The 20,808-nt window shown below is 36.6% G+C and carries 20 protein-coding genes, 2 tRNA genes and 4 pseudogenes; 6 read left to right on the top strand and 20 right to left on the bottom strand.

The window, feature by feature from the left end; genetic code table 11:
• Positions 1-236 precede the first annotated feature (236 nt).
• The 4 genes and pseudogenes from BrL25_RS04490 to BrL25_RS04505 form a co-directional block, all read right to left on the bottom strand.
• Positions 237-1,214: a hypothetical protein gene (locus tag BrL25_RS04490; RefSeq protein WP_018671953.1), complete on the bottom strand. Its 978-nt coding sequence runs from the start codon at positions 1,212-1,214 to the stop codon at positions 237-239.
• Positions 1,192-1,764 carry an RNA polymerase sigma factor gene (locus BrL25_RS04495; protein WP_018671954.1) on the bottom strand — a complete coding sequence of 191 codons (573 nt, stop codon included), beginning with the start codon at positions 1,762-1,764 and terminating at the stop codon, positions 1,192-1,194. Before BrL25_RS04495 ends, BrL25_RS04490 begins: the two co-directional genes overlap by 23 nt.
• Before the next feature lie 455 nt (positions 1,765-2,219).
• A complete protein-coding gene (locus tag BrL25_RS04500) occupies positions 2,220-2,645 on the bottom strand; it encodes an ASCH domain-containing protein (RefSeq protein ID WP_018671955.1) in 426 nt (141 codons plus the stop codon).
• A gap of 757 nt (positions 2,646-3,402) precedes the next feature.
• Positions 3,403-3,921, bottom strand: a pseudogene (locus BrL25_RS04505) (dihydrofolate reductase family protein); the annotation flags it as partial.
• 114 nt (positions 3,922-4,035) lie between these two features.
• On the opposite strand from BrL25_RS04505, the pseudogene BrL25_RS04510 reads away from it, so the two are divergent.
• A pseudogene (locus BrL25_RS04510) lies at positions 4,036-4,593 on the top strand (helix-turn-helix transcriptional regulator); the annotation flags it as partial.
• 390 nt (positions 4,594-4,983) lie between these two features.
• Here BrL25_RS04510 and BrL25_RS04515 read toward each other — a convergent pair.
• The 5 genes from BrL25_RS04515 to BrL25_RS04535 form a co-directional block, all read right to left on the bottom strand.
• Entirely contained in the window at positions 4,984-5,238 is a 255-nt protein-coding gene (locus BrL25_RS04515) for a hypothetical protein (protein ID WP_018671959.1), read from the bottom strand.
• Between the two features lie 152 nt (positions 5,239-5,390).
• Positions 5,391-5,981: a GNAT family N-acetyltransferase gene (locus BrL25_RS04520; protein ID WP_018671960.1), complete on the bottom strand. Its 591-nt coding sequence runs from the start codon at positions 5,979-5,981 to the stop codon at positions 5,391-5,393.
• A gap of 23 nt (positions 5,982-6,004) precedes the next feature.
• Positions 6,005-6,874 (bottom strand): AraC family transcriptional regulator, encoded by an 870-nt coding sequence (locus tag BrL25_RS04525; RefSeq protein ID WP_018671961.1) that lies wholly within the window; start codon positions 6,872-6,874, stop codon positions 6,005-6,007.
• A gap of 546 nt (positions 6,875-7,420) precedes the next feature.
• Positions 7,421-7,642, bottom strand: a complete 222-nt coding sequence (locus BrL25_RS04530) for a DUF7667 family protein (protein WP_018671962.1) — start codon at positions 7,640-7,642, stop codon at positions 7,421-7,423.
• A gap of 93 nt (positions 7,643-7,735) precedes the next feature.
• The gene (locus BrL25_RS04535) at positions 7,736-7,933 is read right to left on the bottom strand and encodes a helix-turn-helix transcriptional regulator (protein ID WP_018671963.1); all 198 of its coding nucleotides are present in this window, start codon (positions 7,931-7,933) and stop codon (positions 7,736-7,738) included.
• Between the two features lie 189 nt (positions 7,934-8,122).
• Here BrL25_RS04535 and BrL25_RS04540 point away from each other — a divergent pair, with 189 nt between their 5' ends.
• The 3 genes from BrL25_RS04540 (at position 8,123) to BrL25_RS04550 (ending at position 10,616) form a co-directional block, all read left to right on the top strand.
• Positions 8,123-8,851, top strand: coding sequence for a geobacillin-26 family protein (locus BrL25_RS04540; RefSeq protein WP_018671964.1), 729 nt, complete (start codon positions 8,123-8,125; stop codon positions 8,849-8,851).
• A 113-nt stretch (positions 8,852-8,964) separates the two neighbouring features.
• Positions 8,965-9,225: a hypothetical protein gene (locus tag BrL25_RS04545; protein ID WP_018671965.1), complete on the top strand. Its 261-nt coding sequence runs from the start codon at positions 8,965-8,967 to the stop codon at positions 9,223-9,225.
• 590 nt (positions 9,226-9,815) lie between these two features.
• Entirely contained in the window at positions 9,816-10,616 is an 801-nt protein-coding gene (locus tag BrL25_RS04550; protein ID WP_018671966.1) for a hypothetical protein, read from the top strand.
• Between the two features lie 468 nt (positions 10,617-11,084).
• Here the strand turns inward: BrL25_RS04550 and BrL25_RS04555 are convergent, their stop codons facing one another.
• The 8 genes and pseudogenes from BrL25_RS04555 to BrL25_RS24660 all read right to left on the bottom strand — a co-directional run bounded on the left by BrL25_RS04555 (position 11,085) and on the right by BrL25_RS24660 (position 16,287).
• Positions 11,085-11,717 (bottom strand): hypothetical protein, encoded by a 633-nt coding sequence (locus BrL25_RS04555; RefSeq protein WP_018671967.1) that lies wholly within the window; start codon positions 11,715-11,717, stop codon positions 11,085-11,087.
• A gap of 6 nt (positions 11,718-11,723) precedes the next feature.
• Positions 11,724-12,632, bottom strand: coding sequence for a hypothetical protein (locus BrL25_RS25490; protein WP_018671968.1), 909 nt, complete (start codon positions 12,630-12,632; stop codon positions 11,724-11,726).
• Positions 12,633-12,802: 170 nt separating this feature from the next.
• Positions 12,803-13,141 (bottom strand): annotated as a pseudogene (locus tag BrL25_RS04565) (YolD-like family protein).
• Between the two features lie 157 nt (positions 13,142-13,298).
• Positions 13,299-14,189 (bottom strand): annotated as a pseudogene (locus BrL25_RS04570) (IS3 family transposase); the annotation flags it as partial.
• A gap of 79 nt (positions 14,190-14,268) precedes the next feature.
• Positions 14,269-14,631, bottom strand: coding sequence for a helix-turn-helix domain-containing protein (locus tag BrL25_RS25495; RefSeq protein WP_236848091.1), 363 nt, complete (start codon positions 14,629-14,631; stop codon positions 14,269-14,271).
• 660 nt (positions 14,632-15,291) lie between these two features.
• Positions 15,292-15,375, bottom strand: coding sequence for a putative holin-like toxin (locus BrL25_RS26475; protein ID WP_140576894.1), 84 nt, complete (start codon positions 15,373-15,375; stop codon positions 15,292-15,294).
• A 116-nt stretch (positions 15,376-15,491) separates the two neighbouring features.
• Entirely contained in the window at positions 15,492-15,956 is a 465-nt protein-coding gene (locus BrL25_RS25100; RefSeq protein ID WP_169449959.1) for a hypothetical protein, read from the bottom strand.
• The gene (locus tag BrL25_RS24660) at positions 15,871-16,287 is read right to left on the bottom strand and encodes a hypothetical protein (protein ID WP_140576873.1); all 417 of its coding nucleotides are present in this window, start codon (positions 16,285-16,287) and stop codon (positions 15,871-15,873) included. The genes BrL25_RS25100 and BrL25_RS24660 overlap by 86 nt, the downstream gene beginning before the upstream one ends.
• A gap of 181 nt (positions 16,288-16,468) precedes the next feature.
• Here BrL25_RS24660 and BrL25_RS04580 point away from each other — a divergent pair, with 181 nt between their 5' ends.
• Positions 16,469-16,675: a helix-turn-helix domain-containing protein gene (locus BrL25_RS04580; RefSeq protein WP_018673123.1), complete on the top strand. Its 207-nt coding sequence runs from the start codon at positions 16,469-16,471 to the stop codon at positions 16,673-16,675.
• Positions 16,676-16,738: 63 nt separating this feature from the next.
• Entirely contained in the window at positions 16,739-17,878 is a 1,140-nt protein-coding gene (locus BrL25_RS04585; RefSeq protein ID WP_018673124.1) for a site-specific integrase, read from the top strand.
• Positions 17,879-17,997: 119 nt separating this feature from the next.
• On the opposite strand, the gene BrL25_RS04590 is transcribed toward BrL25_RS04585, so the two are convergent.
• The 3 genes from BrL25_RS04590 to BrL25_RS04600 form a co-directional block, all read right to left on the bottom strand.
• Positions 17,998-18,073: transfer RNA gene (locus BrL25_RS04590), tRNA-Val, on the bottom strand.
• A gap of 29 nt (positions 18,074-18,102) precedes the next feature.
• A tRNA-Ile gene (locus BrL25_RS04595) sits at positions 18,103-18,179 on the bottom strand.
• 619 nt (positions 18,180-18,798) lie between these two features.
• Positions 18,799-20,799 (bottom strand): methyl-accepting chemotaxis protein, encoded by a 2,001-nt coding sequence (locus BrL25_RS04600; RefSeq protein ID WP_018673125.1) that lies wholly within the window; start codon positions 20,797-20,799, stop codon positions 18,799-18,801.
• Positions 20,800-20,808: the final 9 nt, after the last annotated feature.

The raw sequence follows: 20,808 nt of genomic DNA on the forward strand, positions 1-20,808 counted from the left end.
GAACCTCGTTCCCCTCTATTTGATTCGTTATGACTGGTAAATCCAGCCTATTGATTAGAAGTTCTCGTTCCATCTACATATTCCTTCACCCTACGACATTTTTTTGCTTACAAAATACAACGAAAAAAGACGAAACGACACGTTTCGCCCTTTCTTCTACTTTTTATGTGTTGCAAACCCTAAATGATAAGCAAGTCCCTCTGACATAGACTAGATGATTATGAGCTTTGCTCTTATTACTTCGCCTGGTTCACCTGTTTCGCCATTTTGAACAACTCTTCCTTAGTAACTAAATTCATCTTGGCTCTAAGAGAGTATTCAACCTTTGTTCCATTTTTTACCCAATCCAAGCTATGGGTGCTGTCCTCATTTTTCGAGGTAAAGATGGAGTAAACCGCTTCATTATCCCCTACCATTCCTTTTTCCAAAGTCTTGGCAAAAGTTCCTCCATTAGATTTTCCGTCTTCTACAAGACTTACGTCCACATATACACTTCCTTTTTCTCCTTTGTACTCAACTTCGGCATTACGAAGCTTATCTGTTATCGGAATTTCTTGAACTATATATTCTTTTTTCGTTTTCTCTTGTTCTGCTTTCATCAATTCTTCATTATACTTCTTGCTCGGATAATAGATTGCTTCTCCCTCGGTGAAATGAAAGCCGTCACCTAACTCGGAAGGTAACTTAAACAGATTCCCTACTTTTTGCTCCATGTTCTTCCACGTTGTAAAGGTGAATGGTTTGGACTTCACGTCAATAACAGGACGTGGATTCAACTGATTTTGCTTTTGAAGTTCTGTGATAGGCCAATAGATGGCAACTGCCGATCCAGGTTTCATTTCAGTGAGAATTTTATCGCCAATATCAAGCTGTCTGTAAATCTCTTCAGATCGATTTTGGAGTTTCTCCTTAACCTCTGGTTGCAAATTTTTCATCATTTGTTCTTGTTGATATTCACCTAGTTTTGTGACTTCGTAGACTACTTCACCCTTATCGTTTTTCAGTTCAATCGTCTGGATGCCCGCCCACACGGATGATGCCCCTACCAGTAATCCTACAGTCAACAATAGGCCTAATTTCTTTTTCACTTTCTTTTCCTCCTGTCTTTGATCTGCATATATCGCATTCATAAGCTTTTTCTTAACATCAATTTTGGGGACTGGCTGCGATGTAAGCAGTTCCTGAATTTGCTTATATGGATCTCTGTCCTTCATCGAGCACCCCTCCTTTTTTGACAAAGTAATGCTTACATTTTTTCAAAGCCCGCTCAAATTGCTTGCGTAAGGTGGCGGGATTCTTGTTCATCAATTCTGAAATCTCCTTATAATCCTTTCCCTCCAACACCCTCAGAATCAGAAGGGTTCGCTCCTCCGTGGATAGCCTTCTCCAAATGCTAGATAACGGCTCGCCAAGATAATCGTGATCGATTTTTTCCTCCACATAGTTTCGACCTTCCTGATCCCTGTTGTAGAAAAAAGGTAGCAAGCGATTTAGCTTCCTACGCTTCAGTTGTTTCGCACAATAGTTATAGGCGATTTTGTACAGCCATGCAGAAAATGAAAGCGAATACGTATACCGATCCAAATTCTTATATGCCCTAAACAAAACGTCCTGTACAGCATCTTCTGCTTCTTGTTTGTGGCCGAGCATATGATAGCAGTAGGTAAAAATGGGCTGTTGAAAATGATCAATGATGATTTCAAATTTATCAAGAGAACCGTTTTTGATCTCTGCGATCAGATTCTCTAGCTCTACTTTGTCCACTTGTTTGCCTCCTCTCACTATGTATAAACCCTGAGGCTGTCGGTTTGTGACACTAAGATATATAAAAATACCATATAAGAATTTTTATAGTTGATAATTTGTGTATAGACAAAGGCTTGAGGAACAATACTATATTAATCGAAACATTTATGGTTTTGGATATGCGTATAATAAAAAAGGGGAACCAAATAAAGGTACATATGTTTCTGGTGAAGTCGGAATAATTAGAGGGACTACGAAAGATTTTTCTAATAAATAAACTCTATTCGAATTCGTCAGAACAAGAAATATCAGAAGGGGATACAGTTATAGATTCCAATATTAAAACTATATTATTTAGGAAAATCCCTCGAACGGATAACTGAAGTGCACCCCTTAAAGTAGACATGGGAAAAAGCCCCGAGGTTATCCGATGAACTTCAGGGGGAGCACTTCACAATTAAAAGGGAGCTTTTTTATTTATTCCAATTCCATAATCCTTGTTTTCCTCTCGCTGAGATTAATTCTACTTGCTTTACGTTAGTCAATTTCCAAGCGAATCGTCCTAGTTCATACCATCCAAAAGCGTATTCATTTCCCTCTATCTGGTGGTTTGAATCTCCAGCGACAGCGTAAAACCCGGCATGTGCATGCACTTGCAAGCACTCTGTAAGCAGGCATGTCGCAACGATAGCTCCAGTTGGAAGATTATCTGCGGTTAATCCATATTTGGCTAAAACGGATCGAAAAGGTTCCTGCTGACATGCTTCCTTATCCACCTTCTTGCCGGCATGGATTGCTAATTCTCCACGATATTTCGTGCGCCAACTCCGCGTTTCGAATTCCTTTTCCCCTAAGGCGATGAGCGTAGCCCATGGTTGATGTATAGTAATTGCTTTCACTCTTCATACCTCCTAAACAAACGATCAATATCAATCTTGATTTCTCCGATTATGTCTCTTTTTAACCATCTCTTACAGCTCATTGCGGACGGGCAAAATTCAAATCCTCTTGTATCATTATTGCACACTGCTTGCCTATTTCGTTGTCGAAAAGTTTTATGATCCGCTTGCTCATTCCTCCTTTTTCATTCTTATCTTAAAGCCCAAGCATGTACAATGACAAAATCACAGAGTTTCCTCATCCTTCTGGTAAAAAGAACATCGGTATTAGGGTTAGTTCTTCGTGTGCTATCATTAGTTTGAGGAAACATATGGTAAAGTAGTTTGATGTATAGCTTGTTTGGTTACTCTAGCTTTTTCTCTTGCTGGGTGTTTCTGGTTCCTTTTAAAGTGACTTTCTCTTAAAACTAATTATTGTAAAAGTATCCAATCGATACAATGTAATGAATCTTATTACCTACAATAGCTACCTTTGTTGTAGATTCTCTGGATGAATTTGCAACGTCTTTTAAAGAAAATGGTTATAAATTTATGAGAGAGCCTAGACAGGTTCCAACAGGAAAAAACATGACTGTCCAGCATCCTGATGGATTGTTGAGCATAGTCGTGGCTAGTGACATGTTGTTCTTTACATGTTTACCAACCATTACGGAAAACTCCCTCTAACGGGCCACAAACCGAAAGAGGGAGTTTTCTGGTATTCTTGTTTCCACATGCAATGCATCGTTATTTTACATGTAATGCTTGGTGATACTGTTTTCACCTTATAATGGAGTTGTACAAATTGCCCAAAACATTTTGTTCCCTGTAAAATTAAATCTATTTGTGGATTATTTTCTTTAAATAAAGGGATACCAGAGCCCAATATATGAGGTGTCACTGTAATAATGAATTCATCAATAAGATTTTCTTTCATAAAAGCATCCAGTATAGCAGCTCCACCGACCATCCATATTTTAGACCCTTCTTGTTCCTTTAGCTTTTTGGTGAAATGTATTACTTCTTCGTTTACAAATTCTACATCTTCATTTGAGCCTTGTTCCGAGGTGGAAAACACATAACACTTTTTATCAGAATACGGAAACACTTCTGTTATTCCTTTTACATAATCATAGGTTTTTTTCCCCATAATCGCTGTATCAATAAATTGATACATCTCCAAATAGCCATTGTCACCTTCCCCCTCTGTTTCAAATAGCCATTGTAAATCCTCATCTTCCTTAGCAATAAAACCATCTAAACTCGCTGCAATATACAAAACAATTTCCCTTGACATATTTAGTCCCCCTTTTTATTGAGAATGTCCCTTATCGATGAAACAATAAGGTATGTATTATACTAGCCTTAAAACATGACAGTTACTGACACTTAAAACAAGAAGGTGAGAAATATGTCAAAGGCAAAACGCTTATTAGATATCCTCATGTTTGTGACTACCAAAAGAAAGTTTACAGCGCAAGAATTAGCTGACGAATTTAACATATCAGTTCGAACCATTCATAGATATTTGTTGGATTTAAGTGATATGGGGCTACCGATATATGCAGAGCAAGGACGAAACGGTGGATATACCGTATTAAAGGATCGAATTCTTCCGCCTATTTTATTTACAGAGGAAGAGGCCGTTTCAATCTTTTTTGCTTTTCAATCTTTACGTTACTATCGTAATCTTCCGTTTGATACTGAAATTAATTCTGTTGCACATAAGTTATATCATTCGCTTTTAAGTGATTCGAAATTAAAAGTAGATAAAATGCGCTCTTATATCGCTTTTTGGAATCCAAAAAGAAGCATAGAAGCACCATATCTAACTGATGTGCTAGAAGCATCGATTGCAAATAAGAATGTGCGTATTCAGTATGAATCGAAATCAGGTAACACCACAAAATACATACGTCCCATTGGAGTATATGCTCACGATGGATTATGGTATCTCCCAGCTTATGATACTATCACTTACTTATACAGCATAGTGAACTTATAACCTATCTAAAAAAACCTTCAACGTTACGAAGGAGGGTTGTCTCATGTTTGGGAATTATTATAGTTGTTTAAATAACTTTAACCCTCTAGGTCTTCCTAGAGGAATTTTGTAATTATAAATATTAAAGCCCATCTCACCTACAACATAGATCACGTAGGAACATGAGCTTTCGGTTCGATACAAAACCTCGCTTGGTTAATCCTAGCAGTACTGGTATTGTCCCTGTTCACGCAGAAAATACATTCCATATGAATCTTCCATCAAAAATGGAAACTTCAGCTTTTGGGCTGGACATCCCATAATGCTAAAGCATCACCTCGGAAGTAAAGCGATGCTTTAGGTACTTGCTGATTGCTATTTGGCTTCCAATTGAATTGGTACTTTCGAGTTGACATCCTTATCTTGCAACTGAATCCGGTGGGTATTTATCGTAATGATTTTTAGGATTTGTTCCCATTGTTCTACAGTCAACACCATACTGTAGCTGTAATTTCCTTCCTTGTTCTTGACCAGTTGAGATTTCATCCAAATGCGTGTTCTTATTTCATTAGATGATGAGAAGATTATGCAATAGGTAAAATTACAGGTTAGATAAGTGCTAATGCTCAACAAATTAGTCCTCCAACGTTTTTTCATCAAAGAGCTAATTTGTTTTGTCCATGCTAAATTAAATCCTGTTTTTTACGACAAGTTTATTTTTTTCCCTAATCTGATGCTTAGCTTTCAATTTTTTGTTCGTTAAATAGTCCGCTATCTACCCATCATTCATTACTTATGTATATATTGTTGGTGTAGTCTTCCTTAAGTAAGCCGTATATTTCTAAATCAACTACTCCTTTACCAGACCATAAAGAAGCTTGTCTTAATAATCCTTCTTTTATAAATCCGTTTTTTAAGATGACTTTCTTTGAAATCTGGTTTGCAGGCATGATCTCTGCTTGGATCCTATTAACATCAGCTTCTTCAAATAAAAATTTTACTAACTCCCCAATAGATTCAGTTGCAATGCCTTTTCTCCAATATTCCTCTGCCAAAAAGTAACCAATAGATACCATGTTCACTTTTTGATTAAAATCCATACATTCAATAATTCCAACCAACTTATTACATTCACTTTTTTGAAAAATCCCACATTTGATTCTGCTTTTTTTATGATAATCCCTATCAAAATGATCAATCATCTTTCTTACAGTTTGTAAATTATGCTTAGGAATAATCCCACAATATTTAAATACTTTGTCATTGTCGTAGATTTTATATACTTCATGTAAATGTACCTCTTCTATTTTTTTCAATACGAAATGTACAGACTCCAATACTGGAAAATCCTCAAAAATCTTTCCAAGGTTCATTTTATTCTCCCCTCTCTACATTATTATTTGATTGGTATATATATTTTCATTTTCATTTCATTTGGAAGTGTTGAGTTTAAGACATCGGTAATCTCAAAATCTGGTCCATCTCTTCTCTCGTATTTAGAGTTCAGTAGCCATGTACCATAAATATATCTTCTAGTACTTTGAACTAAATCAGTAGTTCCATTGACCTTGAATCTAGCATATTTACCCTCTGGAATTTCAAAATTCACAAATCCATTTTCTAATTCTGAATTAATTTCCTTAACTTCTTCACCAACAATAAAAGAAAAATGACCTTCATCATCAAAATTAGCCGATATACCATATGACATATTAGGTGAAATTTTCTTCGATATCCGACAATAATATTCATTCCTTCCAAAATCAATATAAAACACAGGGATTTCCTCAAAATATTTTTCGTTATTTAAATTGGTTTTGTACTCATAACCAATAATAAGTTTCTTGTTTAAAACAACAACTTCAGGTTTGTTCATAACTAGATTTCCTTTCGTCTTATTTTTATAATCCAAAAAGTTAATTTTTTGTTGTTGTTTTATAATAGTTCGCTCTTTTCGATATTTAGCTGGGGTCAAACCAAAATAGTTTACAAATGCTCGAGTAAATGCTTCTTGGGAGCCATATTGAAAAAAAAATGCTATTTCTAAAATATTCTTTCTTGTTTCCTTCAGTAATATAGCAGCTTCGGAAAGTCTTCTGCTTCTTATATACTCCTGTACAGAAAAACCTGTAATCGCTTGAAAAATTCGTTGGAAATGAAACGCTGAAAAACAAGATTTCGAGGAAATTTCAGTAATATTTAATTCCTCTTGTAGATTCTTTTCGATGAATTCAATTGAGTTTTGAATTCTTTCAAAGTAATCCATTCGCCAACACCTCTTTTATATTAATCTTACACTTCCAACAGAAAGTATTTTTGATAACTTGTGCTAAATACTAACTCATCTGAAAATTTAAGAATAATTGAAAGCAGAAACGCATGCCTTCAGATCAGGATATAAACTCCAAAATATATCGGTCCCCAAAAATGCATTACTCGAATTTTAGAAAACAAAAAAAAAGCCAAAAAAAGTTTCGTCCCCAATCCGTCTCCAAGTCAACCTATCCCTGATTGCCAGGTATTTTAGAGCCTGTACTAGTAAATTAAACAACTCTGTCACATCAAAAAAAGCCTTGATAATCAAGGATTTTAACGTTTCTGTTATGGTGATCCGGACTGGGTTCGAACCAGCGACCCCCACCCTGTCAATTTGGTCAAACGCCTTTACGCTAGTTAATTTAAGTGCATTAACCTTACTGTAGTGCGGTTTATGTGTAATTAAGATGATTTAAATTTACCTGATTTATTTAAGTGCGTTGTCAATTTGGTTGTCAATGTTGTCAGTCCCTTTCTATAGGGATGACTTTCTTGTTCACCCCTCTATCTTCTCTATCCTTGAACATAGCTCGTGCTGCCAGTCCGTATCATTCGTCATACTGGCGATCAAAGATAAGTTTTTGAGTTTTGCAATCTTCCAAGCTCTTTTAGCGTTTGCACTCAAGCAATGACTCATTTCTGTCATTTCCGAATCAGTAAGCTCCCTTGTCTTATTGATAAACCAAAGCTCTGCCATACGTTGGTGGACGATCCACATCTGCACCAGCTCCTTAATCTTGATGGTACAGTGTATTCCCATTCGAACTAAATATTTCCTGTCCACCTTAAATTTATTTTGTGAATGCTACTCTTATTCAAATACCCATATATCCTCAACTTTCATCGCTAAGGCTTGAGCTATATCTGATGCTGTCTCTAATTTAGGGATCGTCCCGTTTACAATATTGCTTAAAGTAGAATTCGCAACAGGGTATTTCATTTTCATTTTTAACTCTTGTTGTGTCAAATTACGTTCAGCCAAGATCACCTTCAATCTGCTTTTCATCATAACCTCATCCCTCCGCTATTCCGTTATTCCGTTATTCCGTTATTCCGTATCAGGCTTGTCGAATCCTTTGACGAGTAAATAAAGGTTTTGTCGATAAATACTTTTTAAATGATCAATTTGTAAATATATGTAATTATGTAATATAATAGTATTTGTGGCTACAATTTCAAATATTTAGGAGGTTTCACTTTGAAAAAAATCTTGATTCCAACCGTATTATGTACTGCAATGCTGTTCTCTCAGAATATAGCACATGCATCTGAAACCAATAACGTTAAGCAAATGCAACAAACCAAATCAGTTGAATCAATCGTCATAGACGGTAAAAAAATTACTTCTGAGATTTTAGAAGATAATGAAGAGTTTCGTAAAGTCAAAGTAACATCTGGAGACGAAATCACAATTGCTATTTATGATAAAGTCAACAATGAGATAACAATAGAAGAAGAAGGAAAAAAAGCTGTTAAAATACAACCTTCCAACCATTTTAAGTCTAGTAAAAGTGAATTTAACCTAGACGCGACAGCTAAAGATAAAGTTATTGCAGAAGCAGAAGACGACTGGTGGGGGTATGGCTATAAAATAACCAGATACGAAAAAACCTTTAAGTGGAAAATATATACTCCCGATAAAAGTTCAACAGTAAAGGAAAACTCCTCTAATAAATCCGATTTAGTCGACTTTAGAAATGCCGTGGATACAATGGAATCTTACCAAAAAGAAGCATACGCTGTACTTGGTGCTACGACAGCCGCTGTGATAGCCGAGCTTGTAGCAGCTCCAGCAACCCTCGGATCTACTGCAGTTGTCGCTATCGTCACAGGTCTTGGTGGCTCAGTAACAGCAGGGTACAAAGTGTGGCAAGCTTATAAAGCAAAACAGGATTGTGACTATAGATTCGAATCTGCAACAAATTAAATAGATATAAAAATTAGATTTTTCACATATACAATTAAAGACTGGAGTCAATTTCCAGATTATAGTAAAGTGGATCGTAACTGATTCACTTTTACTTTTTAAGGAGGTATGGTATGGATAGTGTTTCTATCATTATTTGGACGACTACTCTTTTTATAGTGACTTTGATTTTGTTTAAAAATCTGTACACTTCAATAAAAATAACCAATATAAGATTAAAAGAAATTTCTCGAAAATTATCTATTGAAAATCAACTAGATTTAGAAGTTCGATCGTTAATTTTGCGTGGGGAAAAGGCTGGGGCAATAAAGCTAGTCCAAGATAAACTTAAATTAACAACTCAGGAAGCAAAGCATTATATTGAGCTACTATAAAAGCATTAAGCCTTGCGATTAATGCAAGGCTTTTTAAGTTTTCATTTTTAAAGCATAGAAGTATTATTTATTCTCTACACTCACTACATCCTCTACAGGTATCCACCAGAAATCATTATTACGTTATTACATGTCAGCTTTGTCGAATCCTTTATCGTGTAGATTATAAATAATTGTAGGCAACCTTTTAAAATATAAAATGGCTTATCCTGAAAGGATATTGCCGTTCTTTTGGTTTTTTATTTGCAAATACTAGACTCCTGCTCTCGTAGTTCTATCGACTCATATTAATACTGTTCTATTCTTAAAAGATATTGTAGAATAGTGTAAAATATAGTAATAAAATCCACTTCGTGAGGTGCCATAAATGAACGTTCTTAATTCTATACCTGTTATCCCGCAAAAGAAACAATATTGGTATTAGAACACATGGTGGTAGATACTATAAAAACTACAAGTCTGGTGGTTTCATTGCAATTAATTGGGATGCAATTACGTTTGAAGATATCGAATCACTGTCACCAGATGATCTTACTCGTAAAGTAAAAAGCGAGTATCCAGATAAACAAAACTCTAAACGAAGCGCAAACATGCTACGTATTTTCCATCAACTGATTAAACCTGGTGACGCTGTAGTTATTACAGGCCCTTCCTCAAATGAGTTAGCAATTGGTGAAGTCACTGATGATCCACCCTACATAGGAATTGTGACTGAACAACAACTCAAAGAAAATTCACGCCTGTGCCCATATCAAAAAAGAAGACGCGTAAAATGGTTGAACACCGTGAATAAAGTGGATGTTGAAAAAGATTTGTTTCAACTCCTACAACACGCTCAGCATACAATTTCCGAAGCCAATAACTATGCTGATTCTATTGAACGTTTGATTCACTCTTTTTTCATTAGAGATGATCAAGCTCATTTAGTACTTGAAGTTAAGAAAGAAGGCAAAATACCAATGCCTGATTTCTACCGTATGGGAAGTGAGATTATTGACCTTGTTGAGGAATTTAGCAAAGAGTCTAAAGGCTTCAACATTAGCCTTGAAGATGTAGAGATAAAGGTTAACGTACAATCACCAGGCAAGATAACCTTTGGTGGAAAAATGTTAATAGTCAGTATTATCGGTTTTCTAATAGTAGCCGCTGTAGGGGGCGGTGTCACAATACCATTGTCTGAATCTACTAAAATGGCTTCAATTGAAATTAAGTTAAATGGCGCTATTCGTGAGGTATCGGAATTCCTTGATAAAAAACAAGCTCGTGAACAACAAGATTTATTGTTAAAAAAATACATGGATCATTTGGATGTTAAAGCTCCTGATGAACTGGTCAAGCTTCTAAAAGCTGTAGAATCAGATAATAGGCAAAATATCACTTCTGAAAAATAATTATTTGGTATATACTATGAAATGTATTGGCTCAAATTCACACGAAACAGAAGAAAGGATGATAACCTGTGGATATGTTTTTGAATACAGTGTCCGTGATAGGTACCTTTTTCTGCGTTTTTGGATTGTTATTCATTTCTCAACGTTATTCGATTGGCCTATTGCCTTTCTTCAAAAAGCAACTCAAAAAACAGTTCTGTGTAGGGGACGTTTTCTTCTCGGTTACTTCTATCGCATTCATTGTATTTTTCGTTGATTTTTACAAACCATATTAATTCTTAGTGCATCTACATATAATGCTTGAATCTTACTAGGACCCTCCAAGTTGGAGGGTTTTCTGTATCCTGTTCCCGTATAAACAGCCTACATTTGCACTAGCTCCTAGCTTTAGCGAGGAAATGTAGGTCAGTGATAAAAAAACCACCAATCACCTTGGCGGTTTTTTTGTATACTATTCCTAAATAGATTTTAACGTAAATACAAACCTTCGGTAGTACAAATTAAGCGCAATAACTCTGTGTTGGACTTACTTCCAGAATAAACGGGCATATTTAAATCATAATTTGACCAAATACATAACTTTATTGTTTCAAATATAAATACAGAGGAAACCTGTTCTCTTAATCCCAATTCAAGTAGTAATTGAAGATCAATAAAATCTTGTATTTCTAACATGTTTTCATTCCTACTACTAAGTTGTTTATGAAGATCACGTATACGATTTATTTTTGCCTCATCTGAAACCGCAGCAATTATAGACTCGATATTTTTATATTGAAGCGTAGTTTCAACATAAACCGAACTATTTGACCACAATATTTGAAACACCCGTATAAATTTTTCCTCTTCTTTCTTATAAATGTCAGCTAAATTTTTATTTTCAAGACTTTTTTCATAAAAAATATTACTTTCTTCAAATTTTCTATTATCAACAATCTGGAAAGGATATCTATCTAGCGTATAAATATCGGTAGGGAATCTTGAAAACACTAGTTCATCATTTTCTAGCAACAAGGTACTAGCCTCTAAATCTTTACTAGGGTCTGTCGAAATATCCCACTTATAATCCCATAGTCCATTAATAATTGACTCAATATTCATTTGAATCTACTCCCTAAGTATTTTTCCTTTTTTATCCAAAGTAGCAACACGTTTTCCTTTGAAATTTTTTAGTTTCCAAGCACTCCCACCATGAGGTTTACTTCCTTTATCTTTGTCTATAGTCCAACCAGTCTTTGGTTCCCTACGCTCTCTTCCATCAATTCTATCAGTAAATACATCTAGATCAACAATTACATTACCATCAGAATCTGTACCTAGTAATCTCTTAGGAATATCAGCGTAGTGAATTATTACTTCAGCATACAGATAATCGAAAGCCTCTTCAATTTTACCTTTCATAGTATTAAATGCTTTTCTAAACGCTCTTACAATATCATCAAATTGATCAGAAATATCGTCCCAATACCATGCAATTACTGCTCCTGATCCTGCCGCAATAATAATACCAATGATGTCACCAATAGGTAATGGTCCATCTGCAGCTGCAGCTGAAATACTAACACCAATTCCAAGAAATGCATAATAGGCTGGCGTAGGCAGGTCTAATTTTTTCAACTCATAGGATAATACATCTATTGGGCCGTCTTTAGAGCTTGCTTTAGCCATTCTTTTTACACGCTTTTTATCAATTTTCTCCTGTGTTATTTCTCCAAAAACTTTTTCATGATAATTAAATAATTCGGAATCACCATTTTCTTTTTGTCTTATAATAAAATCTAAAAATTCTTTCTGAGCCTCTGGAGTCATTTCTGTAAAAACTTTCTCTACAGCATCATCGGAACCATTTGCTTTTTTAAAGTCTTGTAGTTGGTTTGAAATTTTTTCCAAAACTTCTTGCTCGATGGTAATATTTTTCTTAGCGTTAACATTTTCTACCGCGGCTAAAGCTGGTGTAACCGCATTCAAACATAATACACTTGCTACAGTTACTGAAATCAGGGACTTTTTACTCATTACTTACCTCCTGAAAAATAAGTGCAATTTCTAGCATTTGGAATTATATCATTTACAATAATTTCTTGTAAATGTTTTTTTAGTTTATATTTTTATTTTTTAACATTTAAGTATTTATTATGGTAATATTCCTATTTCTCTTTCATTAAATGTATCTATAGTAAGATACTCTACTTAGGTTCCACACTCACTACATCCTCTACAGGTATCCACCAGAAATCCTCATCATTCTTTAACTTGATCTGTTTAAACGTTGAATCAAACTTCTCCACTCATCCCCAAGCTGATTCAATTACTCCTCTACCCTCTTTTGTCTCTTTCCACCAGCTAATTGTAAGGGCATAGTCATACTGACGTGAGTCAGATATCCTGTAACAAAACTCGGCTAGCTCATCCTTATAATCGGTCTTCTCGATCAGTTTCTTATTCTCGTGAAGCTGGCGTAACATCTCTACATGCTCTGGCAAGATGAATTTCGTTACAAGTGGATCAAAAATTTTGCTAGCCATGAAAACATCTCCTTAAATACGAATGTGTGTTCTTGTTTTATTAGATCATGAAGAGATTATGCAATGGGTAAAATTACATGTTTACCAATAAAAAAAGCCCTCCAACGGTTTAATGAACTGTGACCCTATTTGTAGACAGTTTTAAAAGAATACCTAACTAGGCAGCTAAAAGATGACTTCTGAATTCATCAGGGGTCATCTTTTTTAATGACCACTGGTAACGTTCAGAATTGTAATAATCAATGTAACTGTCTACTCGATCCCTCAACTCTTGTATCGTTTGACATGTCTTATATTCCAAATCGTCTTTCATATGACCAAAAAAGGTTTCCATTGAAGCATTATCCCAACAGTTTCCCTTACGGGACATGGACTGCCTAAAGCCTGCTTTCTTGATTAAGCGACGGGTTTTAAAGTGGGTATAATGCAAACCTTGGTCTGAGTGTAGAATGGCTTCGGGGTGAATGTTGCCATCTAGCCGTTGGAACAGTCGTTTCAAAGTAATCCTCACCAATGGAAGCTTTAAAGATGAAGAAAGATAGTGAGCTAAAATCTGTTTTGTTGCCCCATCCTTGACTACCGACAGGTAGGCACATTGACCATTACCGTAATACATATACGTAATATCGGTGAGCAGCACTTTTTCAGGTTCTCCCTGATCAAACTGACGTTGCAACAGGTTGGGACATGTTTGGTACTCTTGTGTTGCCTTAGCTAATTTTCTATAGGGATTGGCTTGGCGAATGGTAGCAACAAGTTTATACTTTCGCATCAATCGACGAATCTTTTTATGATTCATGATCACTCCACTTTCACGCTCAAGTCGCATCTTAATAACTAATGCTCCTGCTTTACCATGAAGAGCGTCAAAGTGCTTCTTGATAAGTTTAATGTCATGCTCGTCCGCATCCTCTCGTAACTGTCGAATTTTCTCCGCACGAAGCCAACGGTAATAGCCACTCGCACTAACACATGCAAGTTTACAAAGATATCGTGTTACATCACGCAAATTGTACTGACGTATGGTGCGATTAATGATTTGATAGCGCTCGGAGGGGGATAACGTTACCTCTGCAACTTCTGCTTTTCGAGCGCGTCGAGCTTTTTTAAAAAGTCGTTCTCCGCCTCTAAAAACTTGATACGTGCCTCAGCTCGTTTAAGCTTTTCTCCTCTACGGACAACTCCGTTGTCGAGGGTCTATTCGTACTTTTCTTTCCACGTTGTTCTTCTAAAAGGCCGATCTCTCCATGAATTTGATACACATTACGCCAACGTTTTAAGCATGTTTTTGGTTTGTCATGACCAACAACGTCTATGTCAAAACCAGCACCACAAAAAATTTCCATAGGTGTTTGCCCCTCTTGATACGCTTTGACAGCTGCTACCTTAAATGCTGGTGCATAAGTAATACTTTTGTACGTTACATGCTGAACATAAGGGTTAGCTTCAAGATATTTCATTTCTTGTTCCGTGAAAACTGTTTTTCCCACAATTCTTTCCTCGCTTTATTTTAATAAGTTGATTAAAACACAAAAGACCCGTAAGAAGGTCACTTTTTTCAAAGTGTCCATCTTACGGGTCACAGTTCACTTTTGCCAGTAGCTGAATAATAACTAATGACAAAAATTTGAAAACTCGCTACAATGGATAGCAAGTAAGCTGACGGGTACGAAAAGTGCTTCTGTTCACCGAGTTGTGGTCGGTGGTCAGACCTGACTAGATTGGCGAATCCAGTCAGGCATGTTGGCTTGCTTTTTATTTTCACTAAATTTTTCTTTATCTTAACAAAATTTAACTTTCTAAGCTAGACCTATCCATGAAAATTTTGGAATAGTTATTTGTTAAATTCCATATTCTGACGCTAATTGGATTGATTTATTGTGTTTTTGTTTGATTTAATTCAAACCATTAACCCGAAACGATTTTACCTTTACTTATACATGGCACCCATTGTATAACTTTTTGTTAAAAAAGCAATAATTTAGTTTAGTTTAGCCCTATTCTGTGTTAAACTAAACGTAAATACGTATAATAAAAAGACCGCAGGTGCTCCAACACCTACGGTCGATACAATAGTCTGTCCCTGCTAAGGGTCGGCTCAAAGTACTATTAGAAAATAGACTTCCCCAACTGGTCAGGTCAAGGGAAGTCTATTTCCGTTTTGGAAAAGACAGTATGGCAACGATTAACAATCCAAACGCTATCATTAATGAAATTGCCTCGTATACCGTCATACTCTCACCCCCTTCCCTGTTGGGATAAAAGAGAGTGAGCCGACTACCCTTGAGAGCCGAACTATTGTATTAAGGTGAATTATAGCAGTAAATGGAATATTTAGTATATAACTTTTTTACGCCCACTGAGCAACCAGCTCTTTGGTTCTCTTCTCCTCGATCCTCTTCATCGTACCGTAGAAGCATTTCAAAAATCTATCTACCCCCCATTCCTTCTGGTCCCGTTTATACTCATTTTTCGTGTATTCCCAAGCATCTAAGGCAACAGGCATGACATTCTCGTTTCTTTCCCAGCCTGTTATGCGCTTAAACATCACTACTCTACTCCAAAACTGCTTTATAACTGCCCCATGAGGGAATGCTGGTTTAATTGCCTTAACAAAATCTCTCGGGATGTAGCTTGGAGTAACTGAGAAATCCTTTTCCAGCCGTGTTATTTTAACGTTATCTTTGGTCTTTTCTTTTTGGTTTTTAGGAGTATTAAGAAAACCTGTATCAGACTTGCCTTTGCCAGCCTCTGAGCTTGATACTGTTGATCTTTTCGCTCCATCTAACCCCGTCATTTGAGGGTAAAAAGACAAACATATTAGCGCCCTGAAGCCCCGTTTTTCTAGCTGTGGCAATACGTTTGATAATCCCCACCTGCTCTAGCTTTCTTATGCCTCTTTCAACGCTCGCACGGCTCGTTTTAGCCATCTTACATATAGAATCAATTAAGAGATAGGCAACACCTAGGGTTCCCTGTGAGGAGTTCATTGAACGCTTTCTAATTACATCTAACACTCTCAACGTTGAAGGAGCTAATTTCTCTTTAAGAGACATAAGATGCTCTTGAATTGATTCTCGTAGCTGAACCTTTGATTTGAAATGACTATGCTTAGCCATCTCAATAATTTTATCAGAAGTAAGCAATGCGATCACAACCTTTTGTTTGATTTCTCATACTTTTATATCACAATACAAATGATATCTCTGCGAAGTATGAAATGTCAATATAAATGTTTGCGAAATCAAAAAAACATGTACAAACTCAAAATATTGTTTTAGAATACTTTAAAAGGTTTTAAAACCTTTTAAAGGGGGTGTTAATAAATTGCCTTTCACCTATAAGCCGCTTTTTAAGATGATGATTGACCGTGGCATTAAAAAAGGAGATTTAAGGGATTTCCTCTCTGCCTCCACCGTTGCAAAGATGGGCAAGGACGAATATGTAGCACTAGAAGTACTTGATAAAATCTGTACTCATTTGGATTGCAAGATTGAGGACATTATCGAGCATGTTCCAGACAAAAATGAATAGGCGTATCTGACTTGATACGCCTACATTGTTTTTTTTGATTTTTCAAAAAGGGGGAGTTAGATTTTGAAGGGGCATTTCAGGAAACGAGGAAGCAAGTGGTCATTTGCCATTTCTTTAGGAGTTGATTCGGAAACTGGAAAACGAAAACAGATTACTAAATCCGGATTTAAAACAAAAAAAGAAGCCGAAGCAGCTTGTGCGGAAATGATCACGAAATATGAAAATGGTGATTTAACTATTTCTAAGAAACAATCTCTAGGAAGCTATCTGGAATTTTGGCTGGAGAACTACGCAAAAAATAAACTTCGCTCATCTACTTATGCTAACCATGAAATAGCTGTAAATAGTCGCATTAAACCTGTTCTTGGTACGATTGATTTAGATAAGTTAACCCCTATTAAGGTGACTAAATATCTCTCTGATCTTCAAAAAGAAAATCTCTCTGCTGACTATATTAAATATCTTCACTCTGTACTAAAAAAAGCATTGAATCAAGCAGTGAAATGGCAACTGATTTCAAAAAATGTTATGGACAATGTTGACCCGCCTCGGCTAGAGCAAAAAGAAATTGTTACATGGAGCCCCGAACAAGCAAATGAGTTCTTAGATTATGCCAGGAAAGACAAATACCTTATTGCTTTTGTTTTAGCAATATATACAGGAATGAGACGCGGGGAGATACTTGGTCTTAGATGGAAGGACGTTGATTTCGAACAAGCAAAAATAAGCATTCAACAAACATTATACCGACCTGCTAAACAAGGAATTACTTTTCAAGAGCCTAAAACTAAAAGCGCAAAAAGAAGAATTTCCATACCTAACTTTGTGATAGATGAGTTAAAGGCTCATAAGGCAAGACAAAATAAAAACAAGCTACAATATGGCGAGGGGTATCAAGATTTTGATTTGATTGTTGCTTATGATGACGGAAGACCACAAGACCCTCGCAATCTCCTGAGACATTATGAACGTTTAATCAAAGGATGCGGATTGCCGCCTATACGATTTCATGATTTACGACATACTCACGCAACAATGCTTTTACAACTGGGAGAGCATCCAAAAGTAGTATCTGAACGATTAGGTCATAGTCGAGTTGGTATCACAATGGACGTTTATAGTCATGTCATGCCAGATATGCAAAAAGATGCAGCTGACAACTTTGAAAAAATGATGAAACAAAAGCGACCTAAAACACTTTAGTTAAATAAAGGTTGTCAAAATGTTGTCAAGCGGCGGTTAAGAGGGATTATGTTGTCAGGGTGGGAATAGATGAAATAAGAAAAACCCCTGATTTCTCAAGGGTTTTAGCGCTTATTTTATGGTGATCCGGACTGGGTTCGAACCAGCGACCCCCACCCTGTCAAGATGGTGCTCTCCCAGCTGAGCTACCGGATCAAATTTTTTCTGGGAATGAAATATGTATATGGTGGGCCCTGTAGGACTCGAACCTACGACCAATCGGTTATGAGCCGACCGCTCTGACCAACTGAGCTAAGGGCCCCTTATGCTTAAAAAGTTATGTATAACATATATAAGCATTACTCATTGACAAAAATAAGTATAACTCATTTTTACTTAAGTTTCAATAGTTAAATAAAAGTTTTTCTGCTTTTTTTTGTGAATTTTTTCCTAAGCTTATCATATATCGCTAGTATCGAAAAGCGAGATTTTCATTCCACTGTGAATATCTACCACACCTACTAAAAGCTCTGGTTTCGTGGTTTCGTCCGCTTTTCACATTATACTCTAGGTATATATTTAGTAATGAAGATACGTCTCTACATTACTAAATCATATATTACTTATCAAAATAAACTTTAAAGAATCTACCTTAAACCGTATTTTCCATTTCCTATTAATATCCCGTATTTCCCCGAACAAAAAATTCTATTCGCGACTATAATTAAAGCCATGATTCACCTCGTCAAAGTTCCTTAGTCTCAAGAAATAGAAAAGTCTTGAAACAAATACATATCTCATCGATCACTTACATGTAGCTAACAGACTAAAATATTGGCCTATAACATCAATGATACCAGATAAAAAAAGCCCACCTAACAGAACTTTCTTTCTGCTAAGTAGGCATGTAATCATATTCCTATACCTTTTCTACTCGTCTCTTATTCCTTGACCTTAAATCTTTCAACAGAGCGCCGCATTCCTTCTGCCATCTGAGTCAACGCAGTTGAAGATGAAGTAATCTCTTCCATAGATGCTAGCTGTTCCTCAGATGCCCCGGTAACACTCTGCGAAGAGGCTGCCATGCCCTGAGCAATCTGTGCGATCTCACGCATAGAGGCAGAGACCTCTTGTGCACTTGCCGACATTTGTTCGGTAATGGCCGATACATCATGAATTTGCTCAACAATATGCTGTGTCGATGCTTGAATATTAGTAAAAGCTTCTCTAGCTTCTGTTGTAACGACAATCCCCTTTTGGACATCTGCATGAACTTTCCTTTTCATGACTTCTGATGCATTCTGGGTCAAGCTCGTTACCTGAATGATAATCTCTTGGATGCGATCTGCCGTTTGTTTGGATTGATCTGCTAGCTTTCTTACCTCATTCGCAACAACAGCAAAGCCTCTTCCCTGCTCCCCTGCTCGCGCTGCTTCAATCGCTGCATTTAATGATAGGAGGTTCGTCTGCTCCGCGATGTCAACGATTGCTGTACTCATCTCAGATATTTGTCCACTATGTTTTTGTAATTGTTCCATGATACTCGCCGATTCTTCTACAGATTGACGAATTGCTTCCATTTGTTCTGTCACTACTATTACTTTTTGATTACCATTCTGTACATCCTCTGAGGTTTTGGCTGATGAATCTACAATGGCATTTGCTGACTCAGCGATTTTAAAAATACCCGATGACATTTCTTCCATTGTCCGAGCGCTTTCTGATGTAGCCACTGCTTGTGCCTTTGATCCGTTTGCCGACTCCTCTATTAGCTCGGTGACGTATTCAACCGCTTTAGAATTTTGCAGCGTACTAGCTGTCATTTGTTGACTTGACGCCGCCAACTGAGTGGACGTCTCCATCATCTCTGTGACAATACCTTTCAGGGAATCTACCATTTCATTAAAGTTGGTAGCTAATTGACCAATTTCATCGTTCTGATTGATATTCACTTTTTCGTCTAAATAACCATCGCTTACTCGTTTTGCAGAGATAGCCAGTAGTTCTAATGGTTTTGTAATTTTACTAGTCCAAATAAATATTAAGATCGAAGCGGCTACAAGAAAGACCACTAAAATAAATGCTGTTTGATTCAGAATGGGAGCAGAAGCCTTTGCGTATTCTTCATTAGAAAGTACCCCTGCGATCTTCCAGCCTGTTGAAGGGTTGGTTTCAAACAAAGCTTTTAATTTTTTACCATTCTCAGGGGAGTCATAGCTGATCCAGCCCTTATCTGTTTTTTGTATGTAGTCGTATTGTTCACCTTCTACCTGTTTTCCCATGGGTTGTGTAGGATGCGACATGAACTTGTTCGTACGATCTAACAAGTACGCATACCCTTCTGAACCAAATTTCACACCCCCCACTAACTCGTGAAGCTTATTAATACTTAAACTAATACTTACAGCACCTTGTCCATCCGGAAGCGCTTTCCCGATATTCAATATGTAATTTTTCGTCGTCATAGAAACAACTGGATTATGGATGGAGATGACACTTGGATCTTGCATGACTTGTTTATACCAATCTCGCGTACGCGGATCGTACTCTTGTTTGCCTGGATTAGGCGCCTTCATCCATGCACCATTTTGATTCCCAACTGTTACGATTTCGATTTCAGGATGTTGTTTTGCAAAGTCCTCCATTATTTTTCGAAGCTCAGGGCTCTGTTCATCGATTTGACTAGAGGTAATTTGTAGGACCAGAGTATCAAGATTAGCAACCTCTAATTGAATAATCTGATCAATTGCTTGATTTAATAAGCTTACGTTAGACTCGGCTGTTTCTTCTAATTTTTGTTCCAATTGCCACTTCGAGATGTAGTAGGAGGAGTAACCGATGAGAACCCCCTGTAAAATTAGCACAACAATAATGAGAAACATCAGTCTACTCCGTAAGGTCTTTCGATTAAATATACTGCTTCGTATGTCTAGCCATTTCATTAGCCTATG

Origin of the sequence: Brevibacillus laterosporus DSM 25, from assembly GCF_002706795.1 — a bacterium.
GTDB lineage: Bacteria > Bacillota > Bacilli > Brevibacillales > Brevibacillaceae > Brevibacillus_B > Brevibacillus_B laterosporus.

Bases quoted from the DNA above. Each gene is read 5' to 3' on its own strand.
- BrL25_RS04555 (WP_018671967.1), bottom strand. From the start codon at position 11,717: ATGAATATTGAGTCAATTATTAATGGACTATGGGATTATAAGTGGGAT.
- BrL25_RS04520 (WP_018671960.1), bottom strand. From the start codon at position 5,981: ATGAACCTTGGAAAGATTTTTGAGGATTTTCCAGTATTGGAGTCTGTA.
- BrL25_RS04490 (WP_018671953.1), bottom strand. From the start codon at position 1,214: ATGAAGGACAGAGATCCATATAAGCAAATTCAGGAACTGCTTACATCG.
- BrL25_RS25490 (WP_018671968.1), bottom strand. From the start codon at position 12,632: ATGAGTAAAAAGTCCCTGATTTCAGTAACTGTAGCAAGTGTATTATGT.
- BrL25_RS04535 (WP_018671963.1), bottom strand. From the start codon at position 7,933: ATGATGAAAAGCAGATTGAAGGTGATCTTGGCTGAACGTAATTTGACA.
- BrL25_RS04600 (WP_018673125.1), bottom strand. From the start codon at position 20,799: ATGAAATGGCTAGACATACGAAGCAGTATATTTAATCGAAAGACCTTA.
- BrL25_RS04525 (WP_018671961.1), bottom strand. From the start codon at position 6,874: ATGGATTACTTTGAAAGAATTCAAAACTCAATTGAATTCATCGAAAAG.
- BrL25_RS04545 (WP_018671965.1), top strand. From the start codon at position 8,965: ATGGATAGTGTTTCTATCATTATTTGGACGACTACTCTTTTTATAGTG.
- BrL25_RS26475 (WP_140576894.1), bottom strand. From the start codon at position 15,375: ATGACGGTATACGAGGCAATTTCATTAATGATAGCGTTTGGATTGTTA.
- BrL25_RS04550 (WP_018671966.1), top strand. From the start codon at position 9,816: ATGCTACGTATTTTCCATCAACTGATTAAACCTGGTGACGCTGTAGTT.
- BrL25_RS04530 (WP_018671962.1), bottom strand. From the start codon at position 7,642: ATGTGGATCGTCCACCAACGTATGGCAGAGCTTTGGTTTATCAATAAG.